Origin of the sequence: Flectobacillus roseus, assembly GCF_030056595.1 — a bacterium.
GTDB classification, from domain to species: Bacteria; Bacteroidota; Bacteroidia; order Cytophagales; family Spirosomataceae; genus Flectobacillus; species Flectobacillus roseus.
This window is the reverse complement of the sequence record NZ_JASHIF010000021.1, coordinates 24,420-46,042: the sequence shown is the minus strand read 5'-3', so window position 1 is coordinate 46,042 and position 21,623 is coordinate 24,420. Positions and strand designations below refer to the sequence as shown.

Here is a 21,623-nt window from a genome sequence, read left to right as displayed (position 1 = left end):
TACGAAGGATTCTAAAACTGTCTATTTCGGATATCGGATGTTGGATTTCGGAAGTGTAATCTTTTATGTTTTGTAAAAAATAAAGGTATTTTACTTTATTTCCGAAATCAGAAATCCCAAATCTGCAATTATTGAAAATCCTTCGTAAAGCACTAATTCACCATTCAAAATTACATCGATACTATTCCGAAGTAAATAGGTAATCCAATCGTGATATTGATAGGAAAAGTAATAGCCAAGGTCATAGGCAAGTAAAGTCCAGGGTTTGCTTGAGGTACTGAGATTTTCATGGCAGCAGGGACGGCAATGTAAGAAGCGCTCGCTGCCAAAACCGCCAAAATGAAACGGTCAATAGTATGTTCGCAAAAAAATCCTGTTACCCATCCCACCAAACATCCATTGACTAGTGGAATAATCGCTGCAAAAATGATGGGAAACCAACCGTAAGAAAAGAAGGATGTCAATTTTTTCCCACTTGATATTCCCATATCTAATAAAAATATCGCCAGAAAGCCTTTAAACAAATCATTAGTAAATGGTTTAATACCTTCTGCTTGTTTGGCATTAGCCAAATAACCAATAATCAAACTTCCCAAAATTAGCAGAACACTTCCATTAGTTAACGAGTGTTTAAATGCCTCTTTTTTCTGAATACCTTGATGAATGTCCTTCCCAAATACCGAAATTAATAGCAATCCTACGATAATGGCTGGTGATTCCATCAGTGCCATAGTGGCAACCATGTACCCATGTATTTGTAAATGATGTGTTTCGAGATACGACACCGCAGTCACAAAAGTTACAGCACTTACCGAACCATAAGCCGCCGCAGTAGCGCCTGCATCGTAGATATTTAATTTTTTCCGAAGAATAAAAAATGTGTAAAATGGTATTGCCACCGAGATAAATATACCTGTTAGCATAACCCAAATAATTTGACTATTGAAGGTTTCGTGCGAAAGTTCTTGACCTCCTTTGAAGCCTATCGCAAATAACAAATACAATGAAATAAACTTGGAAGAATTGGAGGGAATTTTCAAATCACTTTTTAGCATCACTGATACAATTCCCAAAACAAAAAATAGCAGTGCTGGATTAGATAAGTTCTCTAATAGTAAGTTGGAATTCATGAAATAATAATTAGTTAAGTGAGTGGGCAAAATAAAATTCAACTGTTGAGCTTTGGGCTTTCAGGTAACGGCTTTCGGCGGTGGGCTTTGGAAAAATGCATGGCTGTGGTTATTAAAAAACATTTTAACACTCTTTGCCTAGTGCCTGTTGCCTAAAACACAAAACTTTGCACGATTACTTAATGCAATTTTATTTTACATTCATACTTAAAATTAACCGTCTGATTATCAAGTGGATTAAATTTTAACTACTGATTTAGTTCGTTTTAAGCATTTTGGTCAAATTGGCTTGACGCTCTAAATAATTTATCGTTAAGAGCTATGCCCAAATTAGTCGTAGGGAAAAGCTTGACCACAATTACGTCTAAATTAAGATTATCCAGTTCATGCAACTGAGCATAGAGGTTAGAAGCAGCCTCCTTTAGATCCTCGGTTTTGCTTAAGTTGCGAACTTCAGCACTACTTGAAAAATCCACTCCGCTAGTCCCCATAGTGAGTAGACCTATCTTTTTATCTACATATTTCTTGACTGTTTCTTCAAAAGACTCGGTGATGATTAGGGGTGTTTTTGGGGCATAATGAGATCGGTGACTACCAGGGTAATTACTTTGGTTGTCTATATCATAATACACAGCCGTGTTGGGAAGCACCTCAAGGATATCATCCTTACTGATAATTCCTTGACGATAGATTACTACGGCATCATCTTTAAACCCAATAATGGTAGATTCGAGCCCCACTTTGCAATTTCCACCATCGAGTGTTAGGGGTATTTTTCCTTTGAAATAAGAAAATACATGCATGGCAGAGGTAGGACTAATCTTCCCAAATGGATTAGCACTTGGAGCAACCAATGGGAATGGAATTGTCGAAAGTAATTTTAATGCTAAAGGATGCTCTGGCATTCGAACGGCAATTGTACCCAAACCAGCAATTGCTTCTGAGGGAATAGTTGGTTTTGCCGATAAAATCATAGTCAATGGACCAGGCCAAAATCTTTCGGCTAACAGTTGAGCCTTCACTGGAATATCACTAGCAATACTTTCCACCTGTTCCCAATGAGCTACGTGCGCAATCAATGGATGATTTTTAGGACGCTCTTTTATAGTAAATATTTTATTGATGGCTTCTTGATCCCAGATGTTTCCTGCCAAACCATAAACGGTTTCTGTTGGGAGTCCTATGACGCCGCCTTTTTCTAAATATGTCTTTGCTAATTGTACGGAAGTTGAAAGTATCATTTTGTATGTGTTTTAATATTTGACTACAAAATTGAACTTAAATAATCATAAGTTTTTATTTATATATAATATTTTAAACATTTAGAATATTTATACATATTAATTTTTAATGACATTCTAAAATGTTTAATTTATTGCAAGTAATTGATAATGAATATTTTAAATATTGAGAAAAAATTATTCGTTGATTGAAAAATTGTTATTCATAAATAATACTTATGTGTTTTATTTTTAACATAAATAAAAACTTATGAAAATATTGCTTCAACTTTGTGTCGTAAACAAAGCATAACACAAACACAGATGACAAAAATTACAGTTGCAAAAGGAGATGGTATCGGACCAGAAATTATGGATGCCACTCTAGAAATCATTCTTGCCGCAGGAGCAAAAATTGAAATCGAGACAATTGACATTGGTGAAAAGGTGTATTTATCTGGTAATACCTCGGGTATCGCTAGAGAGTCGTGGGATATTATACGCCGAAACAAAGTATTCTTAAAAGCACCCATTACTACTCCACAAGGAGGGGGCTATAAGAGTCTTAATGTAACCACTCGTAAGTTTTTGGGCTTGTACGCAAATGTTCGCCCTTGTTTAAGTCTGCATCCGTTTGTGGATACCAAGCACCCTAAGATGGATATTGTGATTATCCGCGAAAATGAGGAAGATCTTTATGCAGGTATTGAGCACCAACAAACCGACGAAGTTGTACAGTGTCTTAAACTCATCAGTCGCCCGGGTTGTGAGAAAATTGTTCGCTATGCTTTTGAATATGCCAAGCATAACGGACGTAAAAAAGTAACTTGCTTCACCAAGGACAATATCATGAAGCAAACCGACGGATTGTTCCATAAGGTATTCGACGAAATAGCTCTGGAGTATCCAGAAATTGAAAATGAACACTGGATTATTGATATTGGAGCAGCAAAAATGGCTGATACGCCTGAGGCTTTCGATGTAATTGTGGTGCCAAATCTTTATGGTGATGTACTATCAGACATTGCCGCACAAATAGCAGGCTCGGTAGGCTTGGCTGGTTCGTCCAACATCGGTGAGGAATGTGCCATGTTTGAAGCGATTCATGGCTCTGCACCACGAAGAGCTGGTCAGAATGTAGCTAATCCATCAGGGTTATTGCAAGGTGCCATCTTAATGCTACAACATATTGGTCAGATGGAAGTAGCGGAAAAGGTACAAAATGCTTGGCTCAAAACCATCGAGGACGGTATTCATACTTATGATATCTATCAGGAGGGAACAAGTACTCAAAAGGTTGGTACAAAGGAATTTGCTCAAGCGGTTATTGCCAATCTTGGTCAAAAACCTAAGCAACTTCAAGCCGTTGAGTACGCTGAAGGAGCTCAAATGTACTTACCGAAGTACGTGCGTAAAGCGCCTGCCAAAAAGGAAATCGTTGGAGTAGATTTGTTTGTACACTGGTCTGGTAATCAGGCAGATGATTTGGCAGCGCAAGTAAGTCAGCTAAATCATGCAGGTTTGGAACTAAGTATGATTACCAACCGAGGAATCAAGGTATGGCCTGAAGGCTTCCCTGAAACATTTTGTACAGACCACTGGAGATGTAGATTTAAGGGACTAGGCTCTAGCGCACAAATTCCAGCGTTGTTGGAGAAGGCCATTTCGCAAGGCATAGATGTGATTAAAACAGAAAACCTATATGAGTTTGATGGTAAAGCCGCTTATTCACTAGGTCAAGGACAATAGTAAGTTGAACTAACCTGTTCATCCTATCTTGTATGAAAACGGATAGCTATCAGAAATTTTTTGATAGCTATTTTTTTTGAGTAGTGAATTGTGAGTTAGGGCTGTATGAAGGATTTCCAATAATTGCGGATTTGGGATTTCTGGTTTCGGAAATAAAGTAAAATACCTCTATTTTTACAAAACATAAAAGCTTACACTTCCGAAATCTAACATCCGATATCCGAAATAGACAGTTTTAGAACCCTTCGTACAGTTTTAATCGTGAGTTACGAATTGTAAATGTAAAGGCTTTATTTTCAGTAATTTGTATTTAAAACCAAAGAGCTGATGCTCACAATTCAGCACTAATACTTACCTCTAATAAATAATGAAAAAACAATTTCAAGTTTCAAGAAGAGATTTCGTTAAAAATACCTTATTAGCAAGCACTGCTGGAACATTGGCTTCTCATCAAATTTTAGCTACGGAACATCAAACTAAAAATCTGATTCCAGACACCGAAGGAGCAAATTTACACTGGCTGTCAGGACAAGCTCCGAGCACGTTGCAAGGCACCACATGGGGTATCCCTTGGCCGAAAGGATTGGTCAAGAGAGAAACGCCTTTAGCTGTTTTACAAAACGATACTGTTCAAAATAGCCAAACTTGGCCGCTGGCATTTTGGCCAGATGGTAGTGTCAAATGGTCGGCTTTTGCTATTGGCGCACAAGAAAAATTAGCCGAAAATTGGCGTGTTAAAATTGGGCAAAAACCGCAAGCTGGCAAATTACAAGTCAATGAGAGTCAGGATATCATTGTCGTTGACACAGGAAAAATGCGTTGTGAGATTGCCAAGAAGGGTAATACCATCATTAAATCGCTTTTTCATGCACAACAAAAATTAGTTGCCCAAAACGGAAAACTCATCTTGCAAGTACAAAACCAAGCTGATGGTGACTGGGCTGAAAATACACAATTACAAGGTTTTGAAAGTACCATTCAAAAAGTACAAATAGAAAATCAGGGAAGTGTTCGAGCCTTGATAAAAGTTGAAGGAATTCATCAAAGTACCCAAGGCAAACAGCTATTACCTTTCGTATTACGCCTTTATTTTTACGAAAATTCTGACTCCATTCGTGCCATTCATTCGTTTGTGTATGATGCCAACGAAAACCAAGATTTTATCAAAGGGATTGGTTTTCGCTTCGACACTTTACTTAAAGATACAGCTCTCTATAATCGACATATTCGTTTTGTAGGACAAAATGGAGGTGTTTTTGCCGAAGCTATCCAAGGTCTTTCGGGACTCAGACGCAATCCAGGAAAAGACGTAACGCAATCGCAATTTGAAGGAAAATCGGTCAATTCCTTACCGCAAAATATCCAAGACTTACTTAAATATATTCCTGCATTTGGCGATTACACCTTATTTCAAGGCTCCTGTGATGGGTTTGATATTCAGAAAAGAACCAAAGCGGGCTATGGCTGGATTCAGTCGGCAAGTGGTCAGCGAGCAAGTGGTTTGGCTTATTTAGGTACTCCGACGGGTGGACTTTCGTTGGGACTTAGGCATTTTTGGCAAAGCTATCCTGCACAAATCGATATTCGTCAGGCGCAGACAGACCTTGCCCAAATGACACTTTGGTTTTGGGCGCCCAAAGCCTCTGCTATGGATTTGCGTTTTTATCATGATGGCATGGGGCAACTCACTTTTGAAGAACAAAGAGATGGCTTGGATATTACCTATGAAGATTATGAGCCCGAATTTGGTCGCCCGTATGGTACTGCCCGCACTAGCGAATTTTTTATTCAAACATTTACCGCAACGCCATCGCATGAATCCTTGAGTAAACTTTCGGAAGACATAGAAAATCCGCCTCGACTCATGGTTTTGCCAGAACAATTTATTCAGGCTCGTGTTTTTGGTAATGCTATTAGTTTGCCCAATGCTAGCTCCGAAAAACACAAAGCCATTGAAGAACAGCTCGCTTTTTACTTTAACTATTATCAACGTCAAATAGAAGAACGTCGTTGGTATGGATTCTGGAATTATGGCGATGTTATGCACACCTACGACAATGACCGTCATGTTTGGCGCTACGATGTGGGTGGTTTTGCTTGGGACAACTCCGAACTTTCGACGGACCTTTGGTTATGGTATTATTTTTTGAGAACAGGAAATAAAGACGTATTTGCGATGGCAGAAGCCATGACTCGCCATACGGGCGAAGTGGATGTTCATCATATCGGAAGATTTAGTCCTTTGGGCTCACGCCATAATGTGCAACATTGGGGATGTAGTGCCAAACAATTGAGAATCAGTACAGCAGCCAACCGCCGATTTTACTATTATCTTACTGCTGATGAGCGCATTGGCGATTTGATGCGAGAGCAAATCAATGGAGACAAAACCTTGAGAGAAGTAGTGCCAGGTAGAAAAATTGGTCAAAAACCGCCCCAAAATGACCCAGATAAAAAGCTCGTATCTATGTCGTTTGGTACAGACTGGGGGGCATTGGCTTCGGCATGGCTAACTGAGTGGGAACGTACTGGCAATGAACAAATTAAGGGTAAATTGCTCAATAGTATGCGTACCATAGCCACACAACCCAAAGGATTTTTTCATGGGGAGGGTATTATGGAAATTGCTACAGGAAAATTTGCGCCACAGCCTGTCGACAAAATATCTGTATCCCATTTGAGTGCAGTTTTTGGTTTGACAGAAATCTGTTTTGAGTTAGTCGACCTTGTCGATATGCCAGAATTCAAGTCTGCTTGGCTGAAATATTGTGAATTATACAATGGTACGGATGAGGAGCAAAAAGCTTATTTAGGAAAAACCTTTAAACTTAACTTGGCACAAGGTCACGCCCGATTGACAGCATTTGCCGCTTATCATCTCAAAGATGCTAAATTAGCGCAAAGAGCATGGGATGAGTTTTATAAAGGAGAAGGTGGTTTTAAAAAGCCATCAAGCAAACTAACGCCTATCAATCCGCCATTAGTCTTGCAACCTATCCAAGAAGGGGAAGTTTCGACCAATGCCGTAGCACAGTGGGGTTTGTCTGCTATGCAATGTTTAGCCTATATCGGGAATCAGTTATAATGGATAGTGAGAGCCGTACTACATTGAGTGAATTGAGATTGAGGGAGTGATTTTTGTATAAATTTTACATTTTTAGACGCAATACTTTACGTCTAAAAATGTAAAATTATTGAATAAGGTATCAAAAAATAATAGCCTAATAAATAGGCTATTAAAATCAACAATAATACTTAGTGGTTAGATAAGTTTGTGGGCAAAATTAAAATAATTTTACCCGCCTTAAGCTCTAGGCTTTATGCTGTAGGCTAAAAGTTAATTAGTATTTCTCATGAAATAATTGAGGCTTTTTTGCCTAATGCCTACGGCTTACAGCTTAAAGCGTATTAATATATTCAGTCTATAGCAATGTTGCCTGAAGCGTAATAGTTGCATTGAATAATTTAGAAATTGGACAATTTTCTTTAGCGTGATTTACCAATTCCTCAAATTTAGCTTGATCCAAACCCTCAGCTTTTACGCTAGTAGTAAGGTTGATGGTCGTAATTGTACCATTTTCTAACACTACTTCAGAAGTAGTATCAATAATATCTGCGGTAAAGCCTGCACCCTGAAGGTTGAATGCCAATTGCATTGAAAAACATCCAGCGTGTGCTGCGCCTACTAATTCCTCTGGATTGGTACCGATACCGTCTTCAAAACGAGTATTAAATGAGTATTGAGTTGCGTTTAATACACCACTAGGAGAAGTAAGAGTTCCTTTGCCTGCTTTGCCCGAGCCAATCCACTGAGCGTTAGCGCTTCTTTTAATTAACATGATCTTTAAGGTTTATTTGTGTTTTGTTGTATCGTTTTGATATGACAAAGTTGCATGAATTATTTTTCTGAAAGAATGTATAAAAATCACTAATGAATGGACAAAAATACCATGACTCATTTTCCAACAAAAAGTCCTGCCACCAAGGGTAGCAGGACTTTTGAAGAAAAGTTTATAGACTGTTTATTCTACTGTCATCAAACGATATTCGGTTGTTGACGTTTGGTTTTCAAGAGAGACTGTTTTTGAAATAGTGTCTTTACCGTCAGTTACTTCGATAGTATATTGACCATCTTTTGCTTCACTAAAGTCAAAACGACCGTGGTAATTGCTTTTGTATTTGGCGATATGCTCACGGTTTACGATGCGACCTTCTTTGTCTTTTACCAAAATTGTAACGGCTTTTCCTTCCAATTTATCCACTGTTACGTGAAGATCCAAAGTACCTGCGCCACGGTAAGTTCCGATAGCAAATGATTTTTTATTGCTGTTTGTAGCGTTGTCGTCACCGTTAGTTGGGTTTGCCAAAATACTACTTGCTGAGATAGCTACTAATGCGATAATGTTGAATAAAGTTTTCATGATTTTAAGAAGTTTAAAGAGTTAATATTTTAAATATTGTTGTTATTTCGTCTTGTTTGATGATTCAAAGTTAGGCTGAGTTTTTAGGATTCTTTCTTGAAAAACTATAATCGGGTGAATCCATAGATAAGCGGTTAATATAAAAAATGGCGCAAAAGTGCCTTCTGGCGAGCGGTTGAGGGTCGTGATGAGTGGTAGTCGAAAAAGCGCAATTTTCGGGTTGGAATCGCTAGTAAGGATGTTTTATCTTTGTTGTGTTAGTTTATTTTACTTCATTCTGTATGACAACGCCAGAACCAACCGCTTACAGTCGTATTGCTCAGGCCATCGACTATATCCAAGAGCATTACCAACAACAACCTAGCTTAGAAGAAATTGCCGAGCAGGTACACCTGAGTCCATTTCATTTTCAGCGCTTGTTTACGGAGTGGGCAGGAGTGAGCCCAAAAAAGTTTTTACAATATATTAGCTTGGGACATGCCAAATCCGTTTTGCAACAAAATGCGTCTTTGATGGATGCAGTCGAGGCGGCTGGACTATCAGGAAGCGGACGTTTGCATGATTTGTTTATCAATATAGAAGGAATGACTCCAGGAGAATTTAAAAATGGGGGTCAAAATTTAGCGATACAATATACGGTTGAAAATACCCCTTTTGGTGAAGTGTTTGTAGCGTCGACGCCACAGGGAATTTGTCAGATGACCTTTATCGATACTGAACCTAATTCTTTAGAAAGGTTAAGAAAGAGTTTTCCCAATGCCAATATCGCAGAAGGGAAAAATACAACTCAGGAAAATGCGCTTAAGATTTTTACAGAAGACTGGTCAAATATTGCTCAAGTAAAATTACACTTAAAAGGTACTGACTTTCAATTGAAGGTATGGGAATCACTTTTACATATTCCGATGGGGCAACTTTGTACCTATGGGACAATTGCCCAACAGATACAAAAACCTAGCGCCGCTAGAGCCGTTGGAACTGCCATAGGAAGCAACCCCATTGCCTACCTTATCCCTTGTCACCGCGTAATTCAACAATCAGGAAAATTGGGTGGGTATATGTGGGGCGAAACTCGCAAATCGGCCATAATAGGCTGGGAGGCATCAAAGCAAGAATTGAGTCATCTCTAATTTATGATTAATGTCTAGTTCAAGACTTGGTCTTGGACTTAGTTTTTTAAACAGTCTAAAACTGTTTTTATAAACTTCGGGATGACTCATGTATTTAGGCATCTTTAAGCTTCTTTAAGCTTCTTTATTATGGCTTTACTAAAATGAGGAATTGCTATTTCTGGCTCTTGGATTTCGGGATGCCAACGCTTTTCCCATTCAAAACTATAATACCCTTGATAATTTCCTTTTTTCAAAAGTTGTAAAACCTCTTGTACGGGCGCTGTTCCTTCGCCAAACAATACATATTTTTCTTTCCCATTTTCCGTAATGGCATCTTTCAAATGCACGTGTTTGATATATGGCGCTAATTGGGCGTATACCTCCGAAGGGTTTTCTTTGGTAACCGACCACATATTATAAAAGTCCCAAATCAAACCTACTTGTGGATGATTGGCTGTTTGGATTACGTGTAAAATATCAGCAACATATACGAGCTGTCCATGAGTTTCGAGCAATACTTTTACGGAAGTATTTTTGGCATAATTTCCCAAAGCGACCAAGTTCTCAATCATGGCTTGAAGCGTTTGCTCGCGGCTTTGCTCTTTCGGAAAATCATTCGGAAATACTCGAATGTAAGGACAGTTTAAAGTAGCCGCCAAATCGATAAATCTCTTTGCCTCGTCCAGATTGCTTTTTCGTTTTGTTGCATCTGCCCAATGTAAATTGGTTGATGAACCCAAATCAACAATAGAGATACCAGCTTTTTTGCAGAGCTTAAGCGTATTTTGAATATTGCTTGGACTATTGAACAGTGGCGAAACCGTCAAATCCATATCTTTTTGAATACCTCGTAATTCTATGCCTTGATAGCCATTTTGTACAGCTGATTCGAGTATTTTTTCAAAAGACCATTCTGGACAACCTAAAGTCGAAAATGCTAGTTTGGGCACATACTTCTTTTGTGCTATGACTTGCTGAACTCCTAAAATGGTCAAGAGACCAGCACTTGAATGTTTAAGAAAATGACGTCTTTTCATTGATAAAGAGTTTAATGTATTTTTTGCCTAATGCATACCGCCTAAAGCCTATTGCCAACTCACAATTTCAAGGCTTTTAACTGTTTTACAGCATAGTCTGCTGCGCGTGCTGTAAGTGCCATATAAGTCAAGGATGGGTTTTGTGTGGCGGTAGAAGTCATACAAGCACCATCGGTAACAAATACATTTTTACAATGGTGCATTTGATTCCAAGCATTGAGCATGGAGGTTTTGGCATCTTTACCCATACGAATACCACCCATTTCATGATTTTCGTTACCTGGTAAGCGTTGTGTATCAATGAGTTTGATATTGGTAAAACCTGCTTTACGATACATTTCACCTAATTGCTCATGAAAATCCTTTAACATTTTATCGTCGTTATCATCGAAAGGAACAGATGCTCTCAGTTGAGGAATACCATATTTATCTTTTAATATTGAATCGAGTCTGACGGTACTTTCATGTTTAGGAATAGTTTCGCCCATCATGTGCGAACCAATCGACCAAGGCCCTAATTGCTGTTGATTGAGATGTGATTTGAGCGATTCGCCTAGCTCGTTGGGAAAATCCTGCATGGGCGAGCGAGAAGCAGTAAAACCAGCCGCATAGCCACGAAGAAAATCTGTTTCTTGTTTATAAACATTTCGGAAACGAGGAATATAGCTAATATTGGGACGACGCCCGTCGGTAGTCGAATCCAGCATGCCATCATACTCTGCCGAAATACGTCCACGGCTCGTGTGAAAAGCAATATATCGTCCCAATACATCATGGTCGTTGCCCAAGCCATTGGGAAAACGATGTGAGGTAGAATTCAGTAAAATCATATTACTGTTGAGTGTAGAAGCATTCACAAAAATGATTTTGGCATAAAACTCTATCATTTCTTTGGTGTTAGCATCTACGACTCTCACGCCTGTAGCTTTTCCTTTTTGCTCATCATATATAATAGAATGTACCACCGAATGAGGTCGAAGCGTCATTTTACCTGTTTTCTCAGCCCAAGGCAAAGTAGAAGAGTTACTACTAAAATAGCCGCCATAAGGACAACCTCTTTCGCATATCACACGGTTTTGGCATTTGGCTCTACCTTGTTGAAGATGGATAGGCTTTGGCTCAGTAATATGTGCAGCTCGCCCAATAATCACATGGCGATTGGTGTAATTTTGTGATACAACCTGTTTGAAATGTTTTTCGACACAAGACATTTCATGTGGTGGTAAAAATTCTCCATCTGGTAAATAGTCAAGACCATCTTTGTTTCCTGTAATACCCGCAAACTTTTCGACATAACTATACCAAGGTGCTAAATCCTTGTAGCGTATCGGCCAGTCTGTGGCAAAGCCATCGCGAGCGGGGCCTTCAAAGTCAAAATCACTCCAGCGCTGGGTTTGTCGTGCCCAAAGCAATGAGCGCCCACCCACTTGATAGCCTCGTATCCAAGAATAAGGTTTGTCTTGAATATAGGGTTGCTCGTCGTCACGAACCAAAAAATGCAGGGTACTTTCGCTAAAAATATAGTGATTGCTGGCAATTTGATAATCTTTTTTGATTTCTTGAGGCACTGTACCAAGGTGCTCAAACTCCCAAGGGGTTTTGAGAGTAGTCGGATAATCGACCACGTGTTTGACATCGCGCCCACGTTCGAGCACAAGCGTTTTTAAGCCCTTTTGGGTAAGTTCTTTGGCTGCCCAACCACCACTTATACCCGAACCAATAACGATGGCATCGAAAGTGCGTTCTTTTATAGAATCAATATTAAAATAGCTCATAAATCCAAAGTGCTGCGTTTTTGAGTATAAATTATTGGTCAATGATTTTCTTGATAACAAAAGCCAAAACTTCCTGATTTTTACCGCTCTGTATGTCCTTTGCTGTAGGGTCTAGCAAACGAGTATTGTTTTTAGGCTTTTGTAATTTGGAGACTATGAACTGCATTTCGTAATTTGGCGTTAGAATTTTATCTCAAACCATCCTCAACACTCGATTCGAAATTTTACTATATGAATGCTGAATTTTTGATTACCCGTCCCGATAGTACCGAAAGATTGTTTAGTATTGGAGAGAGTAATCAAGCTCTTTTTTCGATACTTACAAGATTACCCTATTTTACGGTAGTGTATCTTCAGGAAGGTTCTGTTGAGTTGAAGGCAGACTTATCAATCTATCACGTATCAGCGCCTGCGGTACTCTTCTTTAGTCCTTTTCAACCTTTTTTGATTAAAAAAAGTGAAGAGAACATTCCTATGAAGGTACTGCATTTTCATCCTGATTTTTTTTGTATTCTCAAGCATCAAAAAGAAGTATCGTGCAATGGCGTTTTGTTCAATAATCTTTTTGCCCCTCCATTTGTAGAAATTACACCTGAGCAAAGTACCGTACTAGAAAGTGTATTTAAGCAAATGCAAGACGAATCAAGTCATGAAGAGTTAGCCCAAAATGACCTGCTTTTATCTTATTTGAAAATATTTTTGATTCATACTACTCGTTACAAAGCCCAAAATCAAGCTCAGGTAGAAGACCAAATTGCGCAGAATAGTAATCCAGATCATTCGATTTTGCAAAAATACAAAACGATGATAGAGGAGTTTTTTGTCAAAGAGCATTCACCCAGTATTTATGCCGACAAGTTGAATGTGAGTTTGAAAACATTGGGAAAATTGACCAAGAAATATTTTGACAGAACACCCTCAGATTTGATTCAAGAAAGATTAATGATGGAGGCCAAACGGGAATTGTATTTAACAGACAAATCTGTAAAAGAAATTGCCTATCTGTTGGGATTTGAGGATGAATTTTATTTTTCCAGAGTATTCAAAAAAAATACTGATACCTCTCCCATCAACTACAGGAAGGCAGTAGGGGAGGACCAAGCTAAGGTTAAACATATAGCGTATAGTTAGCCTTTTTACAGAAACGGATAACCTATTTTTACATTTCCAGAAGTCATATACTTGGTATAGTTAGTCCAAAGTATATGACTTTTTGTTTTAATAGGATTTTGATTTTCTCATCAAAATAAGATTTGATTCATACCACTATCCAATTATTTCATGCAATAAATACACCCGCCTATTCACTAAATGCTCCCATCCATGCAGAATGTCCCCTTTTGTATATAATAAGTATATTTTATTTACAACCGTAACCAAAAGATGAGGGCGCTCTACTTCTGTTTGTGCTATTGCGGTTAACCTAAGTAGATAAATTCCTTGCAAATAAATATGATTAAACTTCGACAGTTTCAATTCATTGGTGTATTTCTTTTGACCTTGTTATGGAGTCTTCCATCACTTTCTCAAGCTCCAAGCTGTACACCAGCTTCTATCACCACCGAGCCTGTAGTGACAAATGTTTGTCAGGGTGACGGAGTAACCTTTGAAGTAGTCGCTACTGGGACTATCACTGGTTATCAATGGTATCGTAATAATGTTGCAATCACTGGAGCTACATCGGCTTCTTACACTCTTACGGCTCAAGCATCAAATAACGGTGACAAGTTCAAGGTAGTTGTTTTGAGTAGTTGCGGTAATGATACCAGTGAAGAGGTAACCTTAACAGTTACTAGTCTACCAAGTATCTCTGTCCATCCAGTTGGGGCAACCAAATGCGTGGGCGAAACCTATACCTTTAGTGTTACCGCAAGTAACGCTGGAGGGTATCAGTGGTTATTGAACGATGGTAATATTTCGGGTGCAACAAATGCTAGCTATAATATTGCCAGTATTTGTAATGTATGTGATGCTGGAACTTATAAGGTTAAAGTATTCGGGACAGGTGCTTGTGCTAGTCAAAGCGTAACAAGTAATGCTGCTAATTTGGTAGTAAAACTCCCAGTAGAAATTACAGCAAACCCTACCACTCAAACAGTCTGCGAAGGTACTGCTGTCACTTTTAGCGTAACTGCCTCTGGAGATATTACAGGGTATCAATGGTACAAAAACGGACAAATTCTTACTGGCGCAACTTCATCGACCTATGGCATCACTGCCCAAACCTCGATGAACGGTGATAAATATTCAGTTGTAGTAAAAGGAACTTGCGGAGATAAAACAAGTACCGAAGCTTCTTTGAATGTTAGTGCCAAACCAAGTATCTCTGTCCATCCAGTTGGGGCAACCAAATGCGTAGGCGAAACCTATACCTTTAGTGTTACCGCAAGTAACGCTGGAGGATATCAGTGGTTATTAAACGATGGTAATATTTCGGGTGCAACAAATGCTAGCTATAATATTGCCAGTATTTGTAATGTATGTGATGCTGGAACTTACAAGGTTGAAGTATTCGGAACAGGTGCTTGTGCTAGTCAAAGCGTAACAAGTAATGCTGCTAATTTGGTAGTAAAACTCCCAGTAGAAATTACAGGAAACCCTACCCCTCAAACAGTCTGCGAAGGTACTGCTGTCACTTTCAGTGTAACAGCGTCGGGTGATATTACGGGTTATCAATGGTACAAAAACGGACAAATCCTTACTGGCGCAACTTCATCGACTTATGGCATCACTGCCCAAACCTCGATGAACGGTGATAAATATTCGGTAGTAGTAAAAGGAACTTGCGGAGATAAAACCAGTACCGAAGCTTCTTTGAATGTTAGTGCCAAACCAAGTATCTCTGTCCATCCAGTTGGGGCAACCAAATGCGTGGGCGAAACCTATACCTTTAGTGTTACTGCTAGTAACGCTGGAGGATATCAGTGGTTATTAAACGATGGTAATATTTCGGGTGCAACAAATGCTAGCTATAATATTGCCAGTATTTGTAATGTATGTGACGCTGGGACTTACAAGGTTGAAGTATTCGGAACTGGTGCTTGTGCCAGTCAAAGCGTAACAAGTAATGCTGCTAATTTGGTAGTAAAACTCCCAGTAGAAATCACAGGAAACCCTACCACTCAAACAGTCTGCGAAGGCACTGCTGTCACTTTTAGCGTAACTGCCTCTGGAGATATTACGGGTTATCAATGGTATAAAAATGGACAAATCCTTACTGGCGCAACTTCATCGACTTATGGCATCACTGCCCAAACCTCGATGAACGGTGATAAATATTCAGTTGTAGTAAAAGGAACTTGCGGAGACAAAACTAGTACTGAAGCTACCTTGAATGTTAATGCACTTCCAAGTATTTCAACTCAACCAATAGCGCAAACTAAATGTGTTGGACAATCAGCCTCGTTTAGTGTTATTGCTACCAACGCTGGTTCATATCAGTGGATGCAAAATGGCAATGATATTGCTACAGCAACAAGTGCTTCTTATACCATTGTAAGTGTTTGTAAAACTTGTGATGAAGGCAACTATAAAGTAAGAATCAACGGAACAGGTGCGTGTGCTAGTAATAGCATTACAAGTAATGAGGTAAGTTTAACTATCAATACGCCTGTTTCAATCGGTACAAATCCTGCTACTCAAACTGTCTGCGAAGGCACTGCTGTAACTTTCAGTGTAACTGCGTCTGGAGATATTACAGGATACCAATGGTATAAAAACGGACAAGTCCTTACTGGCGCAACTTCATCGACTTATGGCATCACTGCCCAAACCTCGATGAACGGCGATAAATATTCGGTAGTAGTAAAAGGAACTTGCGGAGACGTTACCAGTACCGAAGCTACCTTGAATGTTAATGCACTGCCTAGTATTGCTACTCAACCTGTTGGCGCTACCAAGTGCGTGGGCGAAGCATATACTTTTAGTGTCTCTGCAAACAATGCAAGTGCTTTCCAATGGCTTTTGAATGACGTAGAAATCAGCGGTGCAACTAATGCCACCTATGCACTTACTAACATATGTAAATCATGTAATGAAGGTGCCTATAAAGTTCGTATCCAAGGAGCAGCTGCTTGTCTAACAAGTAGTATTGTGAGTAATGTTGTCAACTTGGTCGTCAATACTCCTGTATCTATTACCTCTCAGCCTACCGAACAAAATGTATGTAGTGGTAGCATTGCTACTTTTAGAGTAAAAGCCCTTGGAGATATTACAGGTTTCCAATGGTACAAAAATGGAATCATTATCACTGGCGCAACAGATAGCACATATAGCGTTGTAGGTAGCACCAACGGTGATAAATTCAAGGTCGAAGTAAAAGGCCTTTGCGGTAATGTCATTAGTAATGAAGTTCTCATAAATGTAACCCCTACACCTATTATTTCTCAACAACCATTAGCTGCAACCAAGTGCGTAGGCGAATCCGTAACTTTTAGTGTTACTGCTAGCAACGCTGGTTCATATCAATGGCAATACAAAGGCGTGAATATCGCTGGAGCAACCAATGCTAGCTATACCAGAAACATCGTTTGCCCAGACTGCGATGGAGGGGCATATCGAGTAATTGTGTTTGGTCAGGGAGTTTGTTCTACAAATACCATCAATAGCAACGAAGTGCTTTTAACAGTTAATACTCCAATTTCTATAACGCAACAACCACAAGCTACAAGCGTTTGTGTCAATTCTAATGCAACTTTTTCAGTAAATGCATCAGGTACAATTCAAGGATACCAATGGTATAGAAATGGCGTAAAAATCGACGGTGCTACAGCAAGTACTTATACATTTTCAACACTCTCTTTCAATGACAATGAAAAATATAAAGTCGAAATCACAGGGCCGTGTGGTGCATTGATGAGTAGTGAAGTAAACTTACAAGTAAAAACCATTATTGCCCCAACAATTTCTACTAACAAACCTAATGGTCTATGCGTTGGCGAACAATTTACCTTATCAGCTACTGGCTGTGAAGGCGGTATTGTACACTGGTTTGCCAATAATTTTGAAGTAGCACAAGGTCAAACACATACTTCGTCGAGTACTGCGACTTTCAATGCGCAATGTGAAAACTTAGGTTGTAAGTCAGGATTGAGCAATGGTATTACTCATACACAATATGGTGAAATTACGGTGGCTACGCTCACAGGAAGAGTCACTTGTTTTGGCGACAAAGACGGCGCTGTCGAAGTAAATCCTTCAGGAGGAGCAGGAGCACCGTTTTCAGTAGTATGGACTAATTTCAATAATAATACCTTCAATAGAATTGTTGATTTACCTGCAGGACTTTACAACTATACCATTACAGACCGTATTGGTTGTAAAGTTCAAGGAGCAGTTCCTGTAGACAGACCAAACGAACCAACAGGCTCAGCTAGCGCTAGTGATGTAGTTTGTTTTGGACAAAAAAATGGAAAAATCAATTTGTCTGGTACGAGTGACTATGGCGGTTTTCAATATATTCTCAACCAAGCTACGCCTGTAGCATTTGGTACTGGTAATGCTAAAACCATCGAAAACTTAGACAAAGGCTCTTATACCGTAAAAGTAATTGACGCGAAAGGCTGTACAGTTTTGGCAAATACTACTTTGCAAATTCAAGAACCAACACAATTAAAAGTTACTTTACAAAAGGCTGTTCGACCAAAATCATTTAGTTCAAATGATGGTACAATCACAGTCAACATTTCTGGTGGAACTCAGCCTTATGGTGTTGAATGGTCACTTTTACCAAGTACTATTTTGACTTCTAATATCCAAACCACCATAACAGCAGATGGGGTAAATTCTCAACTAAGTGCTCTTGGCACAGGAGATTATCAAGTAAAAGCTACCGATAAAAACCTTTGTAATGCTATTCTGACACAAAAGATTGTAGCGCCCGATAAAATATCTATTACTTCGAAAATAGACTCTATTACATGTTTTGGAAAAGCTGATGCTAAAATTACTCTGACGGTTGCGGGTGGTGTTCAATTACCAACCGCGCCTTTTTACCAAGTAAACTGGCAACGTGTAGTAAATGGACAAGCACAAACGATTTCAAGCAATACCTTAGACGTGTCTAAACTAGACAAAGGAACTTATCAGGTAACAGTATTAGATAGCAATGGTGTTTCTGAAAAACAGACTTTCGTATTGGGTGAACCAACTCAATTAGTAGCTTCAGTGCGTCAGACCGTTGCGAACTATTGTGCATCGACACCACTTGGTGAAGTACAAATATTAGCTGCTGGTGGTCGCAATCCATATAGTTATACTTGGGATAAAACAAGTCAAACAACTGCCAATATCAATAAACTTGCCTCGGGTCTATACTTAGCAACTGTAACAGATAAGTCAGGCTGTGTAACAACGATTCAAGCAACGGTTCAAGATAGTATCAGTCGTTACAAAATGACTACTTCTTATCAACCATCTACCTGTTTCGGTCGTTGCGATGCGCTACTCAAATCAACCGTAGAAGGCGGTATTGCTCCATATCAATACGCATGGTCAGGCATCAACTCAACGATTGCCAACCCTATCAATGTTTGTGCAGGTGGAACTACCCAACTGGTTGTTACAGATGCCAAAGGATGTCAAATCAAAGGAAACAGTATCACCATGACTAGTCCAGACCCGCGCGTCATTGGCTTAGCTGCTCAGGTAGAAGTTTGTCCTTCAAAATCATTTGATCTTAGTGCATCCTCTGTTCCTTGGGGTAAAACTTACCTTTGGACATATCCAGATGGAAAAACTCAAACAACGGCATCTATAAAAGCTGATAGTCTTGGTACTTATACTGTACAAGTGTTGGATGAAAATAGCTGTGGTGGTGTTCAACAAATCAAAGTGATTCCAATCAAGAATATCAATATCCTTTTTGCGATGCCTAGCTCAGCACCAGTTGACAAAGCTGTTGTGGCAATTGATTTGACCAACCCAACTCCAACGACGATTACTTGGGAATACCCAACCAGTGCGAAGCTAGTTTCTCAAGATGCTTACAGTGTTAAATTGACATTCCCACAGGTAGGCAAATTCAAGGTAAAGGAATTAGCTACGATTAACAACTGTGTGTACACGCTGACCAAAGAAATTCAAATTATAGAGAAAGCCAACGACGGAAGTTTTCCTGCTCCAACAGCAACACAGCCAGCCATGGACTTTACCATTATGGGAAATCCTACGGCAGGCAATAAAGTGACCTTGAGCCTTGAAAATGTTGAGAAGAAAGCTTTTGACATTAGTGTTCAGTCAGCGACGAAGGGAGTTTTGTATCAGAAATCTTACAGCGAAAATGATTTGAAATCTCTGGTGGTTGAAATTCCAGAAAACGAAACAGAGCAGGTGTACTTCATCACTCTGACAAGTGGCGACCAGAAAATTACCAAAAAGGTATTGATTTATCGCTAGGGTATCCCCAACACAGATTTTATATATCTCTTCATGTTAAGATTTTAAAGATATGTCACACTTTTACTATATAACACATTTACAAAGGATAGGCTGTTTAGTCGTGTTCTTTTGTGCCATGATAAGCCTTCCGCTAAGGGCGCAAGATGTTGATTTCGAAAACATTATGAAAGCCAAACCACTCGTCGTTTCAGGGGGACTTAACGCGAATGGAATATTTAGCGCAGGCTTACCAAACAATGATTCTCCCTTCAACTACTTTCTTTCTGGAACGCTAAACTTCAATATTTTGGGTACGATCAACGTACCCGTAATATTGAATTATTCCAACCGAAACATTAGTCTTTCTCAAGGCTATTCTTTCAACCAGTTGAGTTTTAATCCTACTTACAAGTGGATAACGGCTCATATTGGTACCAACTATATGACTTTCTCGCCATACACACTCAATGGTCATCAGTTTGTAGGCGGTGGTTTGGAACTTACACCCACCAACTGGAAAATTCAATTGATGGGTGGACGACTACTCAGAGGGCAATTTACGGATACCACTACCACAGGGCCGACTTTCGAGCGTATGGGGTATGGTTATAAAGTTGAATATAGTCCAGGAAAATTCACCATCGGAACTACCATGTTCAAGGCTTACGATGTGGCTAATTCGATTCCTGAGGATAAACGCTATTATCAAAACAGCGTAATCAATCCTAAGGACAACTTGGTGATGGGCTTAAACTTTAGTACAACACTTTTCCACAAACTCCAAATCGTAATGGATTATGCCAATAGTGTTGTCACCAAAGATCAAGGTGGCGAATACGCAGCTTCTTCTATCAAATCATTGGCAGGTATTTTTCATAAAAACAATGCCACCACGGAGTCATACCACGCTTTTAAATCAAATATCAACTACAATATCGCTCAAACTAACACCATTTTGGGGGTAGGCTATGAGCGAGTAGATCCAAATTATACCACCTTAGGAGGTTATTATTTTGTGAATGACCTAGAAAACTATACGTTGATGGTTACTCAAAATCTACTCAATAACAAACTCAACATAAGTGGTAATGTAGGTCTACAGCGTGATGACTTGCAGAATACAAAAGCAAGTAAACAAAGTAGGTTTATTGGCGCTATGAATGCAAATCTCCGTTTGGAAAATGGTCTTTCAATGGGACTTAACTTCTCGAACTTCCAATCTTATCGATTTGTCAACACCATTTACAATAATATTACCAGAGTACCAGGGCAACCTCTCGACTCACTTCGATTCTCATTGATTTCGCAAACGATTGGTTACAACCTCATCAAGCAGCTCAAGAAAACCGAAACCAAGGAAACGACTTTGACTTTCAATGCTAGTTATCTCAACTCCAGAAACAAACGAGACAACACGGTAGATTCCACTAGTCAAAGCCATGTAGTCACCAGTACAGCCAGTTACAATATCAATTTTACCAAACAAAAGGCGGCTATAAATCTGGGAGTCAACTATTTCGGAAATGAATTTTATAACAGTTCACTCCGAGGTTTTGGTCCAACAGTGGCTATAAGGAAAACTTTTATCGAAAAAGTCAATACCAATTTGAGTTTCTCGGCACTGACCACCCAAAGCAAGACCAATGATGTTAGTACCTCATTCACAGTCATGAACATCATGCTCATGGCCAACTGGTCGCCAGCTAAAGGGCATAATCTCAATTTGAGTTCGAGTGTAGTCAAAAATCAATCTTCTACATTCCTTAACGGTAACATCGGGTATTCTTATTCTTTTTAACTAA

General features: G+C 39.3%; 13 protein-coding genes. 6 read left to right on the top strand and 7 right to left on the bottom strand.

Translation table 11 applies throughout. From position 1 onward, the window contains the following. Positions 1-170: 170 nt before the first annotated feature. A complete protein-coding gene (locus QM524_RS20540; RefSeq protein WP_095164270.1) occupies positions 171-1,130 on the bottom strand; it encodes a sodium-dependent bicarbonate transport family permease in 960 nt (319 codons plus the stop codon). A gap of 266 nt (positions 1,131-1,396) precedes the next feature. Beyond that, the gene (locus QM524_RS20535; RefSeq protein WP_283345992.1) at positions 1,397-2,371 is read right to left on the bottom strand and encodes an L-threonylcarbamoyladenylate synthase; all 975 of its coding nucleotides are present in this window, start codon (positions 2,369-2,371) and stop codon (positions 1,397-1,399) included. A 303-nt stretch (positions 2,372-2,674) separates the two neighbouring features. Here QM524_RS20535 and QM524_RS20530 point away from each other — a divergent pair, with 303 nt between their 5' ends. Next, positions 2,675-4,099, top strand: a complete 1,425-nt coding sequence (locus QM524_RS20530; RefSeq protein ID WP_166579582.1) for an NADP-dependent isocitrate dehydrogenase — start codon at positions 2,675-2,677, stop codon at positions 4,097-4,099. A gap of 367 nt (positions 4,100-4,466) precedes the next feature. Beyond that, on the top strand, positions 4,467-7,184 hold the full coding sequence (locus QM524_RS20525; protein WP_283345991.1) for an exo-rhamnogalacturonan lyase family protein: 2,718 nt from the start codon (positions 4,467-4,469) through the stop codon (positions 7,182-7,184). Positions 7,185-7,521: 337 nt separating this feature from the next. Here the strand turns inward: QM524_RS20525 and QM524_RS20520 are convergent, their stop codons facing one another. Both QM524_RS20520 and QM524_RS20515 read right to left on the bottom strand, forming a co-directional pair. Then, positions 7,522-7,938 carry an OsmC family protein gene (locus QM524_RS20520; protein ID WP_095164279.1) on the bottom strand — a complete coding sequence of 139 codons (417 nt, stop codon included), beginning with the start codon at positions 7,936-7,938 and terminating at the stop codon, positions 7,522-7,524. A gap of 183 nt (positions 7,939-8,121) precedes the next feature. Then, positions 8,122-8,520, bottom strand: coding sequence for a hypothetical protein (locus QM524_RS20515; protein ID WP_283345990.1), 399 nt, complete (start codon positions 8,518-8,520; stop codon positions 8,122-8,124). Positions 8,521-8,801: 281 nt separating this feature from the next. On the opposite strand from QM524_RS20515, the gene QM524_RS20510 reads away from it, so the two are divergent. Then, positions 8,802-9,650, top strand: a complete 849-nt coding sequence (locus QM524_RS20510) for a bifunctional transcriptional activator/DNA repair enzyme AdaA (RefSeq protein WP_283345989.1) — start codon at positions 8,802-8,804, stop codon at positions 9,648-9,650. A 104-nt stretch (positions 9,651-9,754) separates the two neighbouring features. Here QM524_RS20510 and QM524_RS20505 read toward each other — a convergent pair whose 3' ends face one another. Genes QM524_RS20505 through QM524_RS20495 form a run of 3 tightly spaced genes read right to left on the bottom strand, consistent with a single transcriptional unit; the run spans position 9,755 to position 12,610 of the window. After that, the gene (locus QM524_RS20505; protein ID WP_283345988.1) at positions 9,755-10,669 is read right to left on the bottom strand and encodes a sugar phosphate isomerase/epimerase family protein; all 915 of its coding nucleotides are present in this window, start codon (positions 10,667-10,669) and stop codon (positions 9,755-9,757) included. Between the two features lie 59 nt (positions 10,670-10,728). Then, positions 10,729-12,444 (bottom strand): GMC oxidoreductase, encoded by a 1,716-nt coding sequence (locus tag QM524_RS20500; protein WP_283345987.1) that lies wholly within the window; start codon positions 12,442-12,444, stop codon positions 10,729-10,731. A gap of 31 nt (positions 12,445-12,475) precedes the next feature. After that, the gene (locus QM524_RS20495; RefSeq protein WP_283345986.1) at positions 12,476-12,610 is read right to left on the bottom strand and encodes a hypothetical protein; all 135 of its coding nucleotides are present in this window, start codon (positions 12,608-12,610) and stop codon (positions 12,476-12,478) included. A 65-nt stretch (positions 12,611-12,675) separates the two neighbouring features. Between QM524_RS20495 and QM524_RS20490 the strand changes: the two genes are divergently transcribed. The 3 genes from QM524_RS20490 (at position 12,676) to QM524_RS20480 (ending at position 21,619) form a co-directional block, all read left to right on the top strand. Further along, positions 12,676-13,575, top strand: coding sequence for an AraC family transcriptional regulator (locus QM524_RS20490; RefSeq protein ID WP_283345985.1), 900 nt, complete (start codon positions 12,676-12,678; stop codon positions 13,573-13,575). A gap of 321 nt (positions 13,576-13,896) precedes the next feature. Further along, positions 13,897-19,839 carry a hypothetical protein gene (locus QM524_RS20485; protein WP_283345984.1) on the top strand — a complete coding sequence of 1,981 codons (5,943 nt, stop codon included), beginning with the start codon at positions 13,897-13,899 and terminating at the stop codon, positions 19,837-19,839. A gap of 166 nt (positions 19,840-20,005) precedes the next feature. After that, positions 20,006-21,619, top strand: coding sequence for a hypothetical protein (locus QM524_RS20480; protein WP_283345983.1), 1,614 nt, complete (start codon positions 20,006-20,008; stop codon positions 21,617-21,619). Positions 21,620-21,623: the final 4 nt, after the last annotated feature.